The sequence below is a fragment of the Ruegeria sp. CDSC002 genome, from assembly GCF_059610905.1.
The window spans coordinates 80851-100349 of record NZ_JBXWOM010000002.1; the positions used below are offsets into that span (position 1 = coordinate 80851).

General features: G+C 57.2%; 21 protein-coding genes. 11 read left to right on the forward strand and 10 right to left on the reverse strand.

The window, feature by feature from the left end; genetic code table 11:
* The first annotated feature begins 48 nt into the window (after positions 1–48).
* The 3 genes from AC2FJE_RS04445 to AC2FJE_RS04455 all read left to right on the forward strand — a co-directional run bounded on the left by AC2FJE_RS04445 (position 49) and on the right by AC2FJE_RS04455 (position 4525).
* Positions 49–933 carry a hypothetical protein gene (locus tag AC2FJE_RS04445; protein WP_496755350.1) on the forward strand — a complete coding sequence of 295 codons (885 nt, stop codon included), beginning with the start codon at positions 49–51 and terminating at the stop codon, positions 931–933.
* 193 nt (positions 934–1126) lie between these two features.
* A complete protein-coding gene (gene pnp, locus AC2FJE_RS04450) occupies positions 1127–3277 on the forward strand; it encodes a polyribonucleotide nucleotidyltransferase (protein ID WP_496755351.1) in 2151 nt (716 codons plus the stop codon).
* A 228-nt stretch (positions 3278–3505) separates the two neighbouring features.
* On the forward strand, positions 3506–4525 hold the full coding sequence (locus AC2FJE_RS04455; protein ID WP_496755352.1) for a Hint domain-containing protein: 1020 nt from the start codon (positions 3506–3508) through the stop codon (positions 4523–4525).
* Positions 4526–4595: 70 nt separating this feature from the next.
* On the opposite strand, the gene AC2FJE_RS04460 is transcribed toward AC2FJE_RS04455, so the two are convergent.
* Entirely contained in the window at positions 4596–5231 is a 636-nt protein-coding gene (locus tag AC2FJE_RS04460; protein ID WP_282170200.1) for a DUF1326 domain-containing protein, read from the reverse strand.
* A 236-nt stretch (positions 5232–5467) separates the two neighbouring features.
* Here AC2FJE_RS04460 and AC2FJE_RS04465 point away from each other — a divergent pair, with 236 nt between their 5' ends.
* The 4 genes from AC2FJE_RS04465 to AC2FJE_RS04480 all read left to right on the forward strand — a co-directional run bounded on the left by AC2FJE_RS04465 (position 5468) and on the right by AC2FJE_RS04480 (position 7918).
* A complete protein-coding gene (locus AC2FJE_RS04465; protein ID WP_282170199.1) occupies positions 5468–5740 on the forward strand; it encodes a PepSY domain-containing protein in 273 nt (90 codons plus the stop codon).
* A 23-nt stretch (positions 5741–5763) separates the two neighbouring features.
* The gene (locus AC2FJE_RS04470) at positions 5764–6285 is read left to right on the forward strand and encodes a helix-turn-helix transcriptional regulator (protein WP_109313601.1); all 522 of its coding nucleotides are present in this window, start codon (positions 5764–5766) and stop codon (positions 6283–6285) included.
* 150 nt (positions 6286–6435) lie between these two features.
* A complete protein-coding gene (locus AC2FJE_RS04475; protein ID WP_282170198.1) occupies positions 6436–7125 on the forward strand; it encodes an outer membrane protein in 690 nt (229 codons plus the stop codon).
* Positions 7126–7195: 70 nt separating this feature from the next.
* Positions 7196–7918, forward strand: coding sequence for a glycosyltransferase family 25 protein (locus AC2FJE_RS04480; protein ID WP_282170197.1), 723 nt, complete (start codon positions 7196–7198; stop codon positions 7916–7918).
* A 57-nt stretch (positions 7919–7975) separates the two neighbouring features.
* On the opposite strand, the gene AC2FJE_RS04485 is transcribed toward AC2FJE_RS04480, so the two are convergent.
* Complete coding sequence (locus AC2FJE_RS04485; protein WP_058274981.1) at positions 7976–8626, reverse strand: peroxiredoxin; 651 nt, start codon at positions 8624–8626, stop codon at positions 7976–7978.
* Positions 8627–8832: 206 nt separating this feature from the next.
* Here AC2FJE_RS04485 and AC2FJE_RS04490 point away from each other — a divergent pair, with 206 nt between their 5' ends.
* Positions 8833–10272 carry an aldehyde dehydrogenase family protein gene (locus AC2FJE_RS04490; RefSeq protein ID WP_496760680.1) on the forward strand — a complete coding sequence of 480 codons (1440 nt, stop codon included), beginning with the start codon at positions 8833–8835 and terminating at the stop codon, positions 10270–10272.
* Between the two features lie 58 nt (positions 10273–10330).
* On the opposite strand, the gene AC2FJE_RS04495 is transcribed toward AC2FJE_RS04490, so the two are convergent.
* The 3 genes from AC2FJE_RS04495 to AC2FJE_RS04505 form a co-directional block, all read right to left on the reverse strand.
* On the reverse strand, positions 10331–10765 hold the full coding sequence (locus tag AC2FJE_RS04495; protein WP_496755355.1) for a glyoxalase superfamily protein: 435 nt from the start codon (positions 10763–10765) through the stop codon (positions 10331–10333).
* A 178-nt stretch (positions 10766–10943) separates the two neighbouring features.
* Positions 10944–11837, reverse strand: coding sequence for a cation diffusion facilitator family transporter (locus tag AC2FJE_RS04500; RefSeq protein WP_496760681.1), 894 nt, complete (start codon positions 11835–11837; stop codon positions 10944–10946).
* 51 nt (positions 11838–11888) lie between these two features.
* Positions 11889–12740, reverse strand: coding sequence for a methylated-DNA--[protein]-cysteine S-methyltransferase (locus AC2FJE_RS04505; RefSeq protein WP_058275230.1), 852 nt, complete (start codon positions 12738–12740; stop codon positions 11889–11891).
* A 118-nt stretch (positions 12741–12858) separates the two neighbouring features.
* Here AC2FJE_RS04505 and nth point away from each other — a divergent pair, with 118 nt between their 5' ends.
* Positions 12859–13503 (forward strand): endonuclease III, encoded by a 645-nt coding sequence (nth, locus tag AC2FJE_RS04510; protein ID WP_282170193.1) that lies wholly within the window; start codon positions 12859–12861, stop codon positions 13501–13503.
* Positions 13500–14489 (forward strand): adenosine kinase, encoded by a 990-nt coding sequence (locus AC2FJE_RS04515; protein WP_282170192.1) that lies wholly within the window; start codon positions 13500–13502, stop codon positions 14487–14489. The genes nth and AC2FJE_RS04515 overlap by 4 nt, the downstream gene beginning before the upstream one ends.
* 8 nt (positions 14490–14497) lie before the next feature.
* Here AC2FJE_RS04515 and AC2FJE_RS04520 read toward each other — a convergent pair whose 3' ends face one another.
* From AC2FJE_RS04520 to sigZ, 4 genes are all read right to left on the reverse strand, one after another.
* The gene (locus AC2FJE_RS04520; RefSeq protein WP_496760682.1) at positions 14498–15337 is read right to left on the reverse strand and encodes a DUF547 domain-containing protein; all 840 of its coding nucleotides are present in this window, start codon (positions 15335–15337) and stop codon (positions 14498–14500) included.
* Positions 15334–16707: a radical SAM protein gene (locus AC2FJE_RS04525; protein WP_496755359.1), complete on the reverse strand. Its 1374-nt coding sequence runs from the start codon at positions 16705–16707 to the stop codon at positions 15334–15336. Before AC2FJE_RS04525 ends, AC2FJE_RS04520 begins: the two co-directional genes overlap by 4 nt.
* Before the next feature lie 72 nt (positions 16708–16779).
* Complete coding sequence (locus AC2FJE_RS04530; protein ID WP_496755360.1) at positions 16780–17490, reverse strand: glutathione S-transferase family protein; 711 nt, start codon at positions 17488–17490, stop codon at positions 16780–16782.
* Between the two features lie 64 nt (positions 17491–17554).
* Positions 17555–18094, reverse strand: a complete 540-nt coding sequence (gene sigZ, locus AC2FJE_RS04535; RefSeq protein WP_496760683.1) for an RNA polymerase sigma factor SigZ — start codon at positions 18092–18094, stop codon at positions 17555–17557.
* 186 nt (positions 18095–18280) lie between these two features.
* Between sigZ and AC2FJE_RS04540 the strand changes: the two genes are divergently transcribed.
* On the forward strand, positions 18281–18925 hold the full coding sequence (locus AC2FJE_RS04540) for an NYN domain-containing protein (RefSeq protein WP_109313614.1): 645 nt from the start codon (positions 18281–18283) through the stop codon (positions 18923–18925).
* Here AC2FJE_RS04540 and AC2FJE_RS04545 read toward each other — a convergent pair.
* Positions 18922–19416: an RNA pyrophosphohydrolase gene (locus AC2FJE_RS04545; protein WP_496760684.1), complete on the reverse strand. Its 495-nt coding sequence runs from the start codon at positions 19414–19416 to the stop codon at positions 18922–18924. The two genes, AC2FJE_RS04540 and AC2FJE_RS04545, sit on opposite strands and share 4 nt — an antisense overlap.
* Positions 19417–19499 lie beyond the last annotated feature (83 nt).

Consider the following 19499-nt stretch of genomic DNA (forward strand, 5'->3'; position numbering starts at 1 on the left):
GTAGTTTTCGCGCCTTGATACTTTCGCTCTATTAACAGGCCCTGCCCTATGACGCTTATCTTCAACTCTCTTCTACTGTCGATGCGGGTGATGCTGCACATGATCGTCCCCGTTCTTGTGATTAGCCTCGCCTCAGTTGTTGTTTGGACGGTTCTGGGTATTTTCACCCTCGGGATGGCCAATTACATTAGCGGACCGGTCACAACCGCTTTTTTCACCCTTTTCGGAATACGCACAGCGCTTGCGCTGAAAGGGGATAAGCGACACACGGATTACAGGGCCATGGCCCTGTATTCGGTAATGTACGGGTTGTTTTTTGCTGCTGTACTATGGGTTCTGAAACTGATTGTGGCTGTATCGGGCATTGCATATGCCCTGTGGCAGATCGGGGAACCGATATCTTGGGCCGCTTTCCAGAACGTTCCCAAGCCGGCTCTGGGCGCTTTTGGCCTGCTTGCCGGAGGTAGCAGTCTGATCGTGATGTGCTTTGTATGGGCTGCGTTCTACGCGATCATGGCCGTACCGATAGCCAGCGCCGCACAATCCGCCGGGCGCCGTGCGCCGAGCCACGCCTTCTTCAATGGGCTGGGGCGTAGTTTCATACCGCTGTTCTGCGTCTTCTTCGTTTCGATCTTCCTGCAGCTCTATTTTGGCTTCTACACAGCTTTTTACGCCCTGCTTCCGATCCTTATGTCGGTAATCTCGATCCTGACGGCACAGAGTTTGCCAAATTTCGATCTTGAAATCATTCTTAGGGGAGCCGCCGCAGGTGGGGCTTTGCTATGGCTGAATTCGTGGCTCTGGTCGGTGTGTGCTCTGGCGTTTTTGAAATCCGAAGGGGATGACACAGTAGCCGTGGCTGCCCCGTCCCCGGATCTGGAAACAGCAACGGATTTGCGGGCATTGCGAAAGTCGCGCGAGCGTTCTTTCTGAATTCCGGCGGGAACCCTGCTGTAAGCGAGACCTCTTTCAATCCGCCCCAATCTCATGTATGCGCGCGGTATCTGAGACGTTGTGCCCTGATCCCGGCACTCAGACGAAAGCTAAAATGGGATCGGCGGCAATGGGGCCGCCATGCAAACGGGAGACCCGCAGGGGCGGGAGTGCTCCCATCTAGGATACGCATATGTTTGATGTAACGAAAAAATCTATGCAGTGGGGCGAAGAGACGCTCACACTGGAAACCGGCAAGGTTGCCCGTCAGGCTGACGGCAGCGTGATCGCGACACTGGGCGAAACCAGCGTAATGGCGAACGTGACCTTTGCGCGGGCGCAAAAACCGGGTCAGGACTTTTTCCCTCTGACCGTCCATTATCAGGAAAAATACTATGCCGCCGGCAAAGTTCCGGGTGGCTTCTTCAAGCGCGAGGCGCGCCCGACCGAAAAAGAGACGCTGACCGCGCGTCTGATCGACCGTCCGATCCGCCCGCTGTTCGTTGACGGCTTCAAAAACGAAGTTCTGGTGATGTGCACCGTGCTGTCCCACGATCTGGTCAACGACCCCGACATGGTTGCGATGATCGCTGCCTCGGCTGCGCTGACTATTTCCGGCGCGCCGTTCATGGGTCCGATCGCCGGTGCCCGCGTTGGTTTTGAGGACGGTGAATACGTTCTGAACCCGACTGTTGACGACATGCAGGACCTGCGCCTGAACCCTGAACAGCGTCTGGATCTGGTTGTTGCCGGCACCAAAGACGCCGTGATGATGGTTGAATCGGAAGCGTACGAGCTGTCCGAGGCCGAAATGCTGGGTGCGGTCAAATTCGCACATGAGCAGATTCAGCCGGTCATCGACCTGATCATCGCGCTAGCCGAAGACGCCGCGAAAGAGCCGTTCGACTTCCAGGCACCCGACTACTCGGAGCTGTCAGCCGCAGTCAAAGCTGCCGGTGAAGAGCAGATGCGCGCCGCTTTCGCGATCACCGACAAGCAAGAGCGCACCGCCGCTGTTGCCGCTGCGCGTGAAGCAATCAAAGCAGCGCTGACCGAAGAGCAGCTGGAAGACGGCAACCTCGGTTCCGCAATGAAGAAGCTGGAAGCTGGCATTCTGCGCGGCGACGTCGTCAAAGGCGGCAAGCGGATCGACGGTCGTTCGACCACCGATATCCGTGGAATCGTTGCAGAAACCTCGATGCTGCCCCGGACGCACGGTTCCGCCCTGTTCACCCGTGGCGAAACTCAGGCGCTGGCCGTAACCACGCTGGGCACCGGTGATGACGAACAGTTCATCGACGCGCTGCACGGCAACTTCAAATCGAATTTCCTGCTGCACTACAACTTCCCTCCCTACTCGGTTGGTGAAGTTGGCCGCGTGGGTGGCCCGGGCCGTCGTGAGATCGGCCACGGCAAGCTGGCATGGCGCGCGTTGCAGGCGGTTCTGCCTGCGGCGACCGACTTCCCCTACACGATCCGTATCGTGTCAGAGATCACTGAATCCAACGGCTCCAGCTCGATGGCGTCGGTCTGCGGCGGTTCGCTGTCGATGATGGATGCGGGCGTTCCGCTGAAAGCACCAGTTGCCGGTGTGGCCATGGGCCTGATCCTGGAAGATGACGGCGACTATGCCATTCTGTCCGACATTCTGGGTGACGAAGACCATCTGGGCGACATGGACTTCAAGGTTGCGGGTACCGAAAACGGCATCACCTCGCTGCAGATGGACATCAAGGTCGCAGGCATCACGCCTGAGATCATGGAGAAAGCCCTGGCACAAGCCAAGGACGGCCGGATGCATATCCTGAGCGAGATGGGCAAAGCCCTGTCCGAGACCAACGATTTCTCGGTCCACGCCCCGCGCATCGAGACGATGAACATCCCGACCGACAAGATCCGTGAAGTAATCGGTTCGGGCGGTAAAGTCATCCGCGAAATCGTCGAAGTGTCGGGCGCCAAGGTCGACATCAACGACGACGGCGTCATCAAGATCGCCTCGCCTGATGGTGAATCGATCAAGAAGGCGTATGAGATGATCCACTCGATCGTCGCTGAGCCGGAAGAAGGTCAGGTTTACACCGGTAAAGTCGTGAAGATCGTCGACTTCGGCGCCTTCGTGAACTTCTTTGGCAAGCGCGACGGTCTGGTCCACGTGTCCCAGATCGAAAACCGCCGCCTGAACCATCCGTCGGACGTTCTGAAAGAAGGTCAGGAAGTGAAAGTCAAGCTGCTGGGCTTTGACGATCGCGGCAAGGTCCGTCTGTCGATGAAAGTTGTCGATCAGGAAACTGGCGAAGAAATCGTTCCCGAGAAGAAAGAAAAGAAAGAGGAAAGCGCAGAGTAATCTGCCCCTCTTTGAATGCAGAAAGGCCCCGGTGATTGACCGGGGCCTTTTTTTGTCTTTGCGCCTTCTGGTTAGGTCAGATGCTCTGGACTTACTTAACCCGCCTCACTCTGCCATTGGTGCCATAGGTCCCGAAAAAAGAAATCAGCACCTTATATAATACACGCATTGCGTGTATTATAGTGGGGATGAAGATGAGTGTTTCAATTTCAGGGGCATCGTTAATCCATGAATTTTTTTACACTATATCAAGTAAGCGCCGATCCGCTTGGTAATCCGAATGTCACCGTCACGAACGCCTTTCAGGTGGCAATTACCGACAATGACAACCAACTTGAAAACCCGGACGCCGATGGCAGCCAGCAATTTGATGTGAGCGGCATCGCTGGGTTGAATACTTCCGAAGATTTCCAGGTTTTTGAGAATTACACCGCCAATGTCGGCGGATCGCCAGTTACTTTTACTTTGCTGCAATGGCAAGGAACTCAGTACATCGTTGTCACATCCGGTCAGGTTGCGGTCAACGATGTTCTGTCAGGCAACACACTGACGCAAAACCCTGCGTCGCCTTCGGTCTACGATACACTTCCAACTTTCGTTTGCTTTACTTCCGGGTCCCTGATCCTTACGCCGTCAGGTCGACGCCTAATTGAAACACTGGAACCCGGAGACGAAGTGATCACGGCAGATGGCAGTGCGCAGCCGGTGCGCTGGATTGGCCGACGCCAGCTATCTGCGCAAGAGTTGAAACGTGATCCGCACCTTTGCCCGGTTCGTATCCGCGCCGGCCGCTTTACCGAAGGTTGTCCTAGTCGAGATCTTCTAGTCTCTCCCCAGCATCGGATTGCTGTAACCTCTGCTGTTATGGAGCTGTACTACTTTGATACTGTAATGCTGGCCCCGGCCAAAGGTATGGTCGACGGTCAGGGCATCGAACAACTCCCTCCGGAACAAGGGGTCGAATACATCCATATATTGTTCGACAAACATGAGCTGGTGAATGTCGAAGGCGTCTGGTCCGAGTCCTTTTTCCCCGGCGACACCACAATGAGCGCAATGGCCACGGCCACCAAACGCGAGCTGTTTGAACTGTTCCCTGAACTTATGTGCAGCAAAACGGGTTATGGCGAGACCGCTCTGCCAGTCCTCAAACCCTACGAAGTCCGCCTACTTCGGTCAGACCTGTCGGTCCCAATGATTTTTCCGAAAAAAGGTGACACCACCTACGCAGCGGAACACTCTGCCTAAGTCCACTTTCGGGTTTTCTATGAGCCTATAGGTTCAGGTTTGGTTTAGGCATGCCCGATTGTCGTATTTGTCAATTCGCCACGCCAGACGGCCCGTGTTTCATCACATGCCACTGCCCATAACTGTCGTTCAAATCCAGTTGGATCGCCGCATCTGCCTTGGTTGAGGCGCTGCCTATCTCGGCCAGGGTAAATTCGATACCACCGGGAATGTCGATCCGTACGCGATGCGGACCACCGCCATGTGGGGCCTCGATAGGACGGCCGGTTGAGTTCAGCACCTCACCGATTGAGACTTTGGCAGTGCGCCCCTCCATGTCCATCTCAAAATCAATCGGCACATACAGGGTCTCGTGAACGGTGTCGCACATCGTGCGGAAGACATGCCAATGGGTTGCCATTTCCTCGGTCTCTTCCCCGTGAAAGACCTTTTCCAATGCGGCCCGTTGCGCGTCCGAGGCGCTTGGGTCGATGATCACCTGCATCTGACCGCCGCCCTCAAAGATCGGGCCGGGCCAGGCATAGATCAGCGCAGCCTTTGTACCGGCAAGGTTGGTGTCGCCAAAATGCCCTTTCGAAACTTCTAGCACCTCAAAGCCGCGACAATTTCCGTGGGTTGGTAGCTCCTCAAACTGGCAAGGGCAGGCATAGCCGCAATTGCAGTTCCCGAATGCATCGCCTTCAACGTACCAATCTGTGAATGCCATCGTCTTCTCCTGTTTTACACAGCCTGAACGCCCGACGTCTTGGTTACATGCCTGTAGAATTCCCCCCTCTAAACCTAACACAATTCGGGCAAATGCAGAACCAGGCGGCCTGAAACCGCATTTTACCGGGATAAACCTTGGTCCAATTCCTTGCCTTTCAACCAAAAGCCAATCGCAGCGCACGCGCCCTGTTCCCAGTTTCACAACATCGCCACAACGCAAAAAGGAGATGCAAAATGGAAACCTTGAAACTGCTGACACTGACCGGATTGATTGCAACAGCGCCGGTTCTTGCACTGGCCAATGTCGCGCTGGGCGACAAACTGGGCACCACCGAGTCCGATATCCGCACGGCCCTGGAGGCGCAGGGATACGAGATCGAAGAGATCGAATTCGAAGATGGCGAGATCGAGGTTGAACTCATCAAAGATGGCGTAGAAACTGAATTGGTCTTGTCCGAGACGGACGGCATGGTAACTGCCATCGAACTCGAAGAGGACGACGATTGATCGGATAAAATCACAGGAGCCTCATGAAGCTTTCACAAACGTCATTGCTTTGGCTCCTTCTGGTGGTGCAGGCCGTCTGCGCCGCCTTTTTCGTGACGGACGCGATGCTGGACTGGACCGGCGGGGAAAGCGCGGGCTTTCGCCACCTGCATAGTTTCGAACTGGTTCTGGCCCTGGCATTGATCGGCGGTCTTGCCGCGACGATTGCATTGATCCGGTCCCAGAACAGGCGTGTGCGCGACATGCAGCGACAGCTGAGTGTCGCGCAGGGCGCGTTTGCTCAACTCATTGCCTCTCAATTCACTGAGTGGAACCTGAGTGATGCTGAGCGCGACGTTGCCCTGTTGTCTATTAAGGGTCTTTCGATCGCAGACATCGCGACTTTGCGGCAAACCAAAGAAGGCACGGTCAAAGCGCAATGCGCCGCGGTGTATCGCAAGGCAGGAGTTACGGGACGCGTGCAATTGCTGAGCTACTTCATCGATGAGTTGCTTTCCGAACCTTTGCTTACAAACAGTTCTGAAAGGTCGAATTCGACCACATAGAACGTGAATCAAAGTGTCAGCTCGGTACTGATCTTATTCACTCACACACGCCCAATATCCTGTGAATTGAAGTGAAGGGCTGGCGCCTTTCATTCCTGCCTCTACTGCCCACATGGGCGCCATACCAATTGTGGAACAAAGGACATGGTCATGGTTACGCGTCTTCTTCTCGCCTCGACTGCTTTGACGATCAGCGCGTCCGCGCTGGCCGCACAGAGCCTGTCGGATGGTCTCTATATTCAGGGTTTTGCTGGGTACAGCCAGCTACAGGACAGCGACTTTAGCGGCACGATCAATGGATCGTCGCAGTCAGTAGATACCGATTTCGATGGTGGCTATGGGCTGGGTATCGCGGTCGGCAAAGAGATCCCGCAGTGGTCGAACGATCAGTTTGGCACCCGGATCGAGCTGGAGCTGTCCTACCGTGACAACGATGTGGATGGCGTCAATTTTTCGGGCAACGGGCCCGGCGCAGAAGGCAACATTTCGGGTGACGTGTCGCAGACATCGCTGTTCGCCAATGTGCTGGTTGATTTTAAACAGGCAGGGGCCTTCACGCCCTATGTCGGTCTGGGTCTTGGTGCCACCTATTCTGATCTGGACTTTGTCTACGGGCCGGGCGTCGAATTGAACGACACCGACACCACCTTTGCTGCGCAAATTATTGCCGGTGTAGCCTATGAGATCAGCCCAAATACCTCTCTGACCCTGGACACCCGATATGCCCGCGCATTCGACGTTTCCTCGGCACGCTTGGCACCAAACGGCGCGTCCACGGGGACGGTCGAGGATGACATCGACGCCTTCAGCGTCAATGTCGGCCTGCGATACGGTTTCTGATACTTCACGGGGAAGTGTTTCTTTCGGGTTTCTCTTCCCCCTCCCGCCCCTGTGTTCTATGCACTGTGGCATGAGGACTTTTGTCATCCATATGACTGCAAGCACAGCGCGGCGACCCAATGCCGAACGGCTGTGTGCCAGTCTGCCCAATGCGGAACTGTTCGAGGCCGTCAACGGGAAGGATCCCGCACAGATCGCGGATGTTCAGTTGTTTCCAGGCGACCTGTATCGCCCCAGATATCCATTTCCGCTGCGCCCGGCAGAGATCGGCGTTTTTGAAAGCCACCGCCGAATCTGGCGCAAGCTGGTCGATGAAAAGATCGACCGCGCCATCATTACAGAGGATGATCTGCGCATAGATCCATGCCGCATGGCCGATGCGTTGGAAATGCTGGAACCGCTTGCAACCCCGGATCATTATATCCGAATTCCGGTGAAGCAGCGTGAGGATGCGGCGCGAACGCTCGCAAAGCAAAACGGAATGCGTCTGATCCTGCCAAAGATCATTGGCCTGCAATGCGTCTGTCAAATGGTGGGGCGGCGTGCAGCTGAACGGTTGCTTGCCATAACCAACAAAATCGACCGGCCGGTGGACACGTTCCTGCAAATGCACTGGGTGACAGGACAACCGATCCTATCCTTGCAGGGCAGCGGCAATCAGGAAGTCGCGCAGGAAATCGGCGGTTCGACCATTCAGGCAAGCCCGCCGTTGGCCGACAAGCTGACGCGCGAATTCAAACGCGCGGCTTATCGTCGGAAACTGTATCTGCACCCTCAAAGATCCGCCGCTTAAGCGGCTTTTAAGGTGCTTTGGAACCGGGCGGAGCTTTGAGCCCCGCCCGAACTTGTTTTAGCTCGGCGCTTTCGTTTTACGCAGGTAAGGGAAGATCGTTTCGAACTCACCAAACTTTTCTTTTGCTTCGTCGTTCGACACGGCAGGCGGGATTATCACATCTTCACCTGGCACCCAGTTTGCGGGGGTGGCCACGCCCTTAGCGCTCATTTGCAGACCGTCCAGCGCGCGCAGGATTTCGGCAAAGTTCCGGCCCACGGTCATCGGGTAGGTCATCGACAGTTTCAACTGTTTGTCCGGGCCGATAATAAAGACCGAACGCACGGTTGCACTGTCGGCAGGGGTGCGGCCATCGGGCAGGTACGCCTCGGCGGGCAGCATGTCGAACGCCTTGGACACGGCCAGGCCGTCGTCGGCGATGATCGGAAAACCGGGGTTGGCGTTGCCATACGCCTCGATGTCCTTCTTCCACTTTTTGTGGTCCTCGACACCATCGACGGAGACGCCCATAACCTTGGTATTGCGGGCTGCCCATTCGTCGTTCAGCTGTGCAACGGCCGAAAACTCAGTGGTACAGACCGGTGTGAAATCCTTGGGGTGTGAGAACAGGATCGCCCAGCTGTCACCGATCCAGTCATGGAACTGAACAGTGCCCTGATCCGTCTCTGCAGTGAAATTCGGAACGGTGTCATTGATGCGCAAACCCATGGGGCATCTCCTTTTTTGTGAAACAAACCGAGTCGGTCGCTGGAAACCTAATAACTCTGCGCCATTGTTAAACCATTCGCTGCTTGAAAGGGTATTCATTTTTGAGGAAATTAATTTGATCAAATTGCGCCTTGCCACACAGATACGCCGGTGCCAGAGTGGCGCAAATTCCCGCCATCCGGGCCACGGGATCAGGAGGATACGTGATGATCGAGAAACGCAATTTCTACATTGACGGAACATGGGTCGCCCCATCTGCAGCGAATGATTTCGAGGTGATCAACCCCTCGACCGAGGAACCCTGCGCGGTGATCTCACTGGGCACGCAAGCTGATACCGACGCCGCAGTTGCTGCCGCAAAGGCCGCCCTGCCCGGCTGGATGGCCACACCGGTCGAAGATCGCATCGCGCTGGTCGAGAAACTGATCGAGATTTACCAATCCCGGTCCGAAGATTTGGCACAGGCGATGTCACTTGAGATGGGCGCGCCAATCGACATGGCGCGCACCCAGCAATCTGGCGCGGGCATGTATCACCTTGCGAACTTTGTGCGCGCAGCCAAAGCGTTCCAATTCGACCGCCCTCTGGGCGATCACGCGCCCAATGACAGGATCATCTATGAGGCCGTCGGTGTTGCCGCCCTAATAACGCCGTGGAACTGGCCGATGAACCAAGTCACGCTCAAGGTTGGCGCGGCGGCGATTGCAGGCTGCACCATGGTTCTGAAACCCTCCGAACAAAGCCCGCTGAACGCAATGATTTTTGCCGAGATGATGGATGAGGCCGGCTTCCCCGCCGGTGTATTCAATCTGGTGAACGGCGATGGCGTCGGCGTCGGCTCGCAACTGTCGGCGCATCCGGATGTGGATATGGTCAGCTTTACCGGCTCGACCCGCGCAGGAACAGAGATCTCAAAAAGTGCTGCAGACACCTTGAAGAAGGTACATCTGGAGCTGGGCGGTAAGGGCGCAAACGTGGTCTTTGCCGATGCCGATGAAAAGGCCGTCAAACGCGGCGTTCTGCATATGATGAACAACACCGGCCAAAGCTGTAATGCGCCCAGCCGCATGCTGGTGCAACGCCCGATCTACGATCAGGCCGTGGAAACCGCGGCCGAAGTGGCCAGCTTGGTTTCGGTGGGCAGCGCGCAGGAAGAAGGCCGCCATATTGGCCCTGTCGTGAACGAGGTGCAGTGGAACAAAATCCAGGACCTGATCCAGAAGGGCATCGACGAAGGCGCCCGACTGGTGACAGGCGGCACCGGTCGGCCCGAGGGGCTGAACAAGGGCTATTATGTACGTCCGACCGTCTTTGCCGACGCCAATAACCAGATGACCGTCGCGCGCGAAGAGATCTTTGGCCCGGTCCTGACCATGATCCCCTTCGACACCGAAGAAGAGGCGGTCGAGATTGCCAACGACACGCCATACGGCCTGACCAATTACGTTCAGACACAAGACGGCGCGCGGGCAAACCGAATGGCGCGGGTATTGCGTTCCGGCATGGTCGAAATGAATGGCCAGTCGCGCAGTGCAGGATCACCGTTTGGCGGCATGAAACAGTCCGGAAACGGGCGCGAAGGCGGCTTGTGGGGGTTGGAGGATTTCCTTGAGGTCAAAGCCGTCGGTGGCTGGGCGGCAGAGTGACGCCAGACCAGAACTTAACAAAAGGGCGCGGCGGTGGTTACCCGCCGCGCCCTTTTCTTTACGTGGGTCGCACGATCAGTTGCGGTTGGCCGTCCGAGGTATGCCGCGTGGATCGACCATCCCAGCCAATCTCACCGGTTACGCGCTGACGATAGGCCGAGAAGCTGTTGAACTGAACGACATCCACGGGGGTGTCAAAATGTAACGTAACGCGCCGATGCGACCCGTCACCCAATAGGGTCATACCACGGATTTCCGCCCTGAAGGGCTGCCCTAAATAGAACCCTTCAACCCGGTCACCAACACGCAAATGCATGCGATTTCCGGCCATGGCGTGCAACGTATTCCAATCGCGCACCCCATGTTGATGCGCCAACAATTCCAGCGATTCACTATGCGAGAGCGTGACCCCCGCACCGCGCAGCCTATCGCGCAGTCGTTTTGCCTGAGCTTTTAGCTCCTCAAGTGGAGCAATACTGTTTGAACGTGTCATTTCTTGCCTCGTTTCCTTAAACGGGCGCCAAGTCAGGACGGGGTTCGCATTGCCATCCGCGCGCCAGGAAAGGGCAACAGATGTTCATCAACCGGGTTTCACCAATGCCAAATGGCTGCGAACGGCAGGGGACCCGAACCTGAGGGCGACATTTCGCACTGGCGGATGTGTCTGTCAATCAGGCTCTGGTACTTTTTAACTCGCTGTCCGGTTCCAGATGGATGACAAAAACTGACCCCGGAAACTTCCTGTTCAGGGCCGCCTCGATATCGTCGCAGATGTCATGCGCGGCCGCGACCGACATGGCACCGTCAACGACAAGGTGAAACTCAACGAAAATCATGTTGGCTGACCTGCGACCGCGCAGATCATGATACTCCAACGCCGGGCCCAAATTGGCTTCGATTGTTTCGCGGACAGAAGTCAATTCCCCATCGACCAGCGAAGCATCCATCAATCCGTCGACCGAGCTGCGGATGACCTTCCACCCCTCCCACAGAATGTTCAACGCCACCAGAATCGCGATGATCGGATCAAGGACCAACCAACCTGTCGCCATCGCAATCAGCAACCCGACAACAACACCGACCGAGGTCATAATGTCGGTTAATATGTGCTTTCCGCTCGCCTCCAACGCCGGTGAGGATTCTCGTCGCCCAACCCGCAACAGCAGAAACGCCCAGATGCCATTCAGGCAGGTGGCGCCCACATTAATGGCAATACCCAGTAACGGTTCCCCGGCCAGATGCGGATTAGGCAGGGCATAGACGGCTTCACGAATGATCAGCAGCGCGGCCAGAACAATCAATGTTCCCTCAATAACCGCCGACAAGTACTCGGCTTTCTTATGCCCGAACGGGTGTTTCTTGTCTGGCGGCATGCCAGATATCCGCACCGCAAAAAATGCAAGCAGAGCGGCCGCCACATTCACCACGGATTCCAAGGCGTCCGAGAGCAGGGCGACCGAGCCCGTCACCCACCAGGCCAGCAGTTTCAGCAGCAAAACCGCCACTGAAACCGGAATGGCCCACGCCGCGAACGTCTGTGTGATCTGCCTGCTGTCCTGCTTCATAGAATCTCACTATCACAGGATGCAGCAGCGCAAAGTTTGTTTTTGACGTGACTATGCGTCGGCCTGAGCGGCCTCGAATGCCAGCATTGCGCGTTTGACCGGCAAGCCCCAGTGATAGCCACCCAGCCCACCGGATTTGCGGAGCGCCCGGTGGCAAGGGATCAGCCAGCTGACCGGGTTGCGGCCAACCGCAGTACCCACGGCGCGCACTGCTTGTGGCGATCCCACACGTTGCGCAATCTCAGAATAGGTGGTGACCTGACCCGACGGGATGTGCATCAGCGCCTCCCAAACCTTGATTTGCAGGGGCGAGCCAATGAGGTACAGCGGCGTAGGTTCCAACCGGTCGCTTGCCGCGCCAAAAGCACTTAGAACCCAAGGGCGCAGACGCATCGGATCTTCTATGAACTCGGCCTTGGGCCAGCGTGAGATCATATCCTCCATCGCGGCCTCTTCGCCAGTTTCGGCCCCGAAGGCAATGCCGCAGATACCCTTATCGGTTCCCATGACCAGTGCCGGGCCAAAGGGGCATTCGAACCAGCCCCAATAGATCGTCAGCCCCACGCCTCTGCGCGCGTATTCGCCGGGGCTCATGGATTCCCATTTCAGGAACAAATCGTGCAGACGGCCACTGCCGGACAGGCCGACGTTGTGTGCGGTTTCCAACGTGGTGAACCGTTCCCGCAACAATGCCTTGGCGTGGCCCAAGGTCAGATATTGCTGGTAGCGTTTCGGCGACACCCCCGTCCAACGCGAGAACAGGCGCTGGAAATGCGCCGGGCTCATATCCATCTGGCGGGCTAGCTCTTCCAGGCTCAGGCCTTCTCCGCCTCGATCAATCAGGTCGATCGCGCGGCGCATGACGTTGTAGTGGTATCCGCTTTCCGGTGTCTGGACGTTCATGGCTATTACCTCATATTCTTGACCAAACCATAGCGCGCAGGTTACGCCCTCGCGACCCGGAACTTGCGCATTGGCTTTGGACTTGTATCGACGCGCCCCGAACGGCATTAAGACGCGGATGGCAAAACAACTCGGATATCACCGGATCCGCGAGATCTTTACGCGCTTTCAGGAAGCCGACCCCGAACCCAAGGGCGAGCTTGAGCATGTCAACGTCTATACTCTGGTCGTTGCGGTGGCGCTGTCTGCGCAAGCCACCGATGTAGGCGTGAACAAGGCCACCCGTGCGTTGTTCAAGATCGCCGACACACCGCAAAAGATGCTGGATCTGGGCGAAGAAGGTCTGATTGAACACATCAAGACCATTGGCCTGTTTCGGCAAAAGGCGAAAAACGTCATTAAGCTTAGCCGTATTCTGGTCGACGAGTATGGCGGCGAGGTGCCCAATTCCCGCGCCGCGCTGCAATCGCTGCCGGGTGTGGGCCGCAAGACGGCCAATGTGGTGTTGAACATGTGGTGGCGGTATCCGGCGCAGGCGGTGGACACGCATATCTTCCGTGTAGGCAACCGCTCGGGCATCTGCCCAGGTAAAAACGTTGACGCCGTCGAGCGCGCCATCGAGGACAATATCCCCACAGACTTTCAGCTGCACGCGCATCACTGGCTGATCCTGCATGGCCGCTATCATTGCAAGGCGCGCAAACCCATGTGCGGCACCTGCATCATCCGCGATCTCTGCGAATTTGAGGACAAGAACCTATGAAAACCTACCAACTGACCGGCATCGGAAACGCAGTTGTGGACGTGATTTCCCAAGCCGACGACAGTTTCCTGGAGTTGATGGGCATTGAAAAAGGCATCATGCAGCTGATCGAGCAGGAGCGTGGCGAGGTCCTCTATGCCTCGATGGAAGGCCGCGTACAGACGCCGGGTGGCTCGGTCGCCAACACCATCGCCGGCGCAGGTGCGCTGGGGCTGGATTCAGCGTTTATCGGGCGGGTTCATGATGACGCTCTGGGCCGGTTTTACGCGGATGCGATGAACGAGGACGGCGTTGATTTCGTGAACCCTCCGGTTCCGGGTGGCGAACTGCCGACCTCGCGCTCGATGATTTTTGTCTCGCCCGATGGGGAACGGTCAATGAATACCTATCTGGGGATTTCCTCGGAACTGTCGTCGCAGGACGTATCGGATGACGTCGCAGGCAACAGCCAGATCATGTTCCTTGAGGGGTATCTGTTCGACAAGGAAAAGGGCAAAGCTGCGTTTCTAGAGGCCGCGCGCGCGTGCCACAAAGGTGGCGGCAAGGCGGGTATCGCCATTTCCGACCCCTTCTGTGTGGAACGCCACCGTGTCGATTTCCTGCTGCTGATCGAAAACGAACTTGATTTCGTCATCGGCAACGAGGCCGAAATCAAATCCCTGTTCGAAACCGGCGATCTGGAAGAGGCGCTGGCCAAAACCGCCGCGATCTGCCCGCTTGTCGTATGCACCCGCTCCGGCGACGGCGTGACTGTCCTAAGCGACGGGCAACGCGTCGACGTACCGGTCGAGAAAGTCGTGCCCGTGGACGCAACCGGTGCGGGCGATCAGTTTGCCGCCGGCTTCCTGTTTGGCATGGCCACAGGCCGCGATCACGAAGCCTGCGCCAAGATCGGCAATATCTGCGCCCGCGAGGTCATCAGCCACATCGGCCCGCGCCCCGAGGCGAACATGCAGGACCTGCTGCGCGCCGAAGGGTTGCTGTAATCCGCTGATTAAGATCCAGCCGCCGCGTCGTTCAAAGCCCAGTTATACTGATACGCTTTGACACGCGGCGTCTGCTGAAGACGGGCGCGCAGCTCGGGTTCTGCTGCTGTCGCGATATAGGCCAGCACGGATTTTTCATTCGGTCCGAAATCCTCGCGGAACCAGATATAGATCTTTGACAGGATCAATCCGCCGCGTTGGTCGAACTGCACGCCACGCGGATCGTTGATATAGGCGTGCTCGGCAGCAGCGAAATCGCGCTCCAATGTCTCGGCCTGCCAGGCGCGATCCATCAGGTTAGGGCAGCCCACAGCGGCGCAGTTCAGCGCATAGTGGATGCGCGGTTCGCCGAATGTGGGCCGAATAATGCGGTGTTCGATGTCATTGAGGGTCAACTCCTGCCCGGCCACCCGCGCCAAAGGTTGATTCCACGGCCCAATCGATAATGGCCCATCCTTGATGTCGCGGATCGAAGCAACGGGATAGTTTTCAAGAACCACATCCACCGTCAGCGCATTGTACAAGTTTATCCAATAGGCCAGTTGCTGGTCACGTGTCAGCCGCGCAGGGTCAACGGCTTGCAGATCGACCAGATATTCGTCCAGGCGCGCGCGGTCTGCCTGTGTCACCTGCCCGTAAGCTACCCGGTTCACGCCCTTCCCGTCGGCTACGACATAACGGTGCAGAAAGGCGGTCCAGTCGCGGTGATCGACCTTTTCGCCCGGCGGGGACGCAAATCTGGTCAGGGTCTGCCCCGACAAAGCCTCGGGGGCGGGCAAGGCCAGACGCTCGACACTTGCGCAAGCGGTCAAAACCGGAAGCAGAAGCAGGATCAGAAGTTTTCTCATGAGACGTCCTTTTGGTTCCGGCGCGTGGCGCGCATCTGCCCCTTGAGCCGCTTGAGCGGGGCCAGACCCGGATCGCTCAGGTCCGGCAGATCGGGTCCAGCGGACAGGTGGGGGACGGCGGCATTCCACCAGCTTGGGCCTGAAGGCCCGTCCACCCGATCCGGTGCGACCAGATGCATGTCACGCTGCGCGTTGTGAACGCACATGGACAACGGCCCGTTTGCGGTTGCGACCATAAAGACGCAAGAGGCACAGCGATCATCCTCCAACGCGTCGGCGGCCATGAAGTTATGAATGAAGACCGATTGCCGGCGGACAGGTCCCCGCAACAAGCCGCGGCCCAAACGCAGCACGCATTTCAGCAGATGCAACCCGGCCTGCAGCGCTAAAAACGGGTTGCGCCGCGCCATACGCCGGACGCTGTCACGGGTGTCGATATGGCCGTCGGTTGATTGGTCGGCCCGGCTTAGCGCGGCGATCACCTTCTGCGTCAGGCGTTTGGCGGACAGAATCGAAACCGCACGCCCGCCGGCAGTCACAACACTTGCGTAGCGATTGCATTTTGCATGGCCCACGGCGGCCGTGTCAAAATGCAGGGGCGTTTCATATCCGACCTCGACGGCACGCATGACACTGTCCTGCGTGATCGCGTCGGGACGTCCGCGCAAGACCCCGCGCCCGGTATCCGCTTGCATCTGAAAGGACACAAAAGCCACCTCGGGGCGGTCTCGCATGAATCGTGCCAGCGCAGACAGTTCAGCAATATTGCCGCCGAAGACCGTCGTGTTGAACAATACCCGCAGGCCCAGTCCGCGCGTGTGGCGGATATAGGCGCGGCGCACCACATTTAACTCAGTCTCGCTGTTGAACCCCTTGCGCTCCTGCGTCATGTCGACGTGAAAGGCCACGTCATCCAACCCCGCCGCCGCAAGCCGCGTCAGAAACGCCCGGCTGGCGCGAATGCCGTTGGTCATCAGGCACGACCGCATGCCCAGGCGGCGAATTTCACGGCACAGTGCCTCTAGGTCTTCCACCTTGCGCAGGGTCGGATCACCCCCCGTCAGCTGGACCGAGACACCGGGGCCATAATGGCTGTGAATTGTGGCAAGACGCGCAAACAGAACCGACAGCGGTGGGTCATAGGTCATCTCGGCTCGGTCCGAGAGGTAACACAGTGTGCAATCCAGATTACAGCGTTGGGTGACCTCAAGCGCGACGCAGGCGATGGGGTAGAACCGGCCTGCCGTCTGCCCTGCGCCATATTCCCCGCACCCTTGCAGACCGCCGCGCAAAGGCGCGCGACGGTCGGTGCCGGTAAACTTGCGTCCGGCGGGTTTTACAGAAGAGAGAGTTGGGGCCGTGTCCTTCATACCCGTCAAGCTAGACAGGTCGATCAGATGCGGCCACGCCCCCTCACGCCAACGTGCGGCTTAGTGAGTGAATCACCCACAGCACCCGCCGGATTGTTTCACCTGAGCGGTTGCAGGCGCTTCGTTCAGGTTCGCACCCCGCCCCAACCACGTCCGGTCTGCGAGATAGAAATCGGTGAACCGGGGTACAAAATCCTCGGAAACGGTTTTCTGCGGGATGCCGGTCGCCATCAAAGCCTGTTGCCACGCTTTCACCTTAGGATAGTCAGCCAACATATCGTGCCCGCTGTGATCGGCCACGATTGCAGCCCGGTGAAGCAACGGCAACCAAGCCATATCGACATTGCCCAGCGCCTCACCCGCAAAGAATGGGCCACAGCTAAGCTGCTTTTCGGCTTTCGCGAACGAGGCGTTCAACTTGGTCGTCCGATCCGCAAAGATCACCAGATCCGCGCTTTGCATTGCGCTGCACTGAACAAGGTAGTGCTTGCTGGCCTGATAGCTCCACGCGCGGTTCAGAGCGCGCTGTTCGGGTGTCAGATCGGGTTGCAGCGGGGCGGCCACCTCATCGAGGTATTCGGCAATCGCGTCCGACTCAAACAGCGCTATACCGCTTTCGGTCACCAGAACCGGAACCTGACCTGTCGGCGACAGCTCTAGAAACCAATCCGGCTTGTCGCTGAGGCTTATGTAGTCGATCTGATAGGGTACCTGCTTGGCTTCCAACAGCGCAGTGACGCGCTGAACGAAGGGGCAGATTTTGAAACTGATGATACGGATCATTTGTCTTTCCTTTTGCTGGTTTCATCTGTCAGACGAAGCCCGCATCAAAAAGACGACGATCAGATCAACATTTTTTGCAGGATTTCGGTTTTTTCTGCACGTCCGCGATATTGCCTCGCACATCCATTGAGATATTGCAGCAATCCACGAACGCTTTTCGCAGCTCTGCCCGGCCCTTTTGAACCCGGGATTTAAGCGTTGAATACGCCAGCCCCTGCGCCTGTGCATAATCCTGTTGGGACATGCCATTGATGTCGATCTCCATCAGCATGTCTGCGGTTTCCTGCGGCAACCCGCGAATGAAAGGTTCGACGCATCCCTCAAGGTCCTGACGCGTTTCCGGATCATCCCGGTGATACCAAAGATCATCCGGATGCGCCTCGACACGGCCGGATTTTCGGTAATGGTCGATGATCGTGCGGTCGGCCGTTTGAAACAACCACGGTTGCAGTTTGGCAGGGTCTTTCAGGTTGGACAGACCGGTGAAGACCTTGACCGAGATCTCTTGCAACAGGTCTTCCACATCCGCGGTGTTGGACACACGCGAATGCAGAAACGCCTTCAGGCGCGCGCGGTACTTGGGCCAGATGTCTTCAATCTGCATGCCGCTTTATGACAGGTGATCGGCAAAGGCGGCAACCACCTGCTCGTACTCCGCACGTTTGTAGGAACCGATTTTGCAGGTCTGCCGGCGCGATTTTTGGCAAGGCGAGGTTGCCAGCTACAACGCCAAAAATTTGCCTCAGTGTCGATGAATCTCATCGCCAATTAGATTAATTCCGGATTTTTTATGACACTTCGCGTAGCTGTTTTGGTGGACGGCGACAATATCAGCGCCACTTACAAAAAATACGTTGGCCGGATCGCTCAGAAATATGGGCGTATCGACGTCGCACGGGTTTATATGAATGCTCAGGTTTCTTCGGCGTGGCATGAGGCCAGCGAATATCACCTGATCCATAGCGGCACGGGCAAGAACGCCTCAGATATTCTATTGTGTATCGACGCAATCGAGTTCGCCTTGAACCGGGGCATCGATGCCATGGTGATCGTCAGCTCGGACGGCGACTTTACGCACCTGCATCGGCGGCTACGCGAATTCGGCGTCAGGACAGTCGGCGTTGGCGAAGCCAAAGCACCACAGCACGTTCGGGATAATTGCACTGTGTTTGTTGAGCTTCAGCAAAGCCGAGCCTCCGAGGCGTCCGACCTCGACAGAAAAATCCAGACTGTAATTTCTCAGGGCAGCCAGAATGGGCAAGGCATACCCATCGCCGATCTAAACGTGCGTATGCGTCGGTTACACGATATCAAGATCAGTACGTATCCCGAAAAGAACTGGCGCGGATACCTGACCGCGCGCGACGATTTGTTCGAACTGGACCCCAAAGGACCTGCCGCACGCGTTCGCTTCAAGCCCCAAGGCTTTGGTTAGCGCCCAAAGCCCAAGTAATCGGCAAAGGCGGCAACCACCTGTCGGTAAACCTCACGTTTGAACGGCACGATCTCGTCAATCAGCTGACCGGGCTCCTGCCATTTCCACTTGATGAATTCCGGGTGCTCGGTCTGGATGTCGATCTGATCGTCGCGGCCGGTGAACCGCAGAAAGAACCATTTCTGTTCCTGCCCGCGATAACGGCCTTTCCAGATTTTCGGCACGATGTCGTGTGGCAGATCATAAGGCAGCCAGCCGTCTGTTTCGGCGACGATCTCGACCAAGTCCGAGGTTACGCCGGTTTCTTCCCACAGCTCGCGCAGGGCTGCATCCCGTGGATCTTCGCCCTTGTCGACGCCGCCCTGAGGCATTTGCCATGCATCCTTGTGGCGATCATTGCGCTGACCGACGAAAATCCTGCCCTCGGTATTCATCAGCATAAGCCCCACGCAGGGGCGATAGGGCAGTTTGGCGATCTCTTCGGGGGTCATGTGCAGCCTCGTGAATGTGCTTTGAGACGTCTGTATCAAGCCCCAAGGCGCCAGCAAAGGGTGTGACGTTAGGTTTCGCGTGA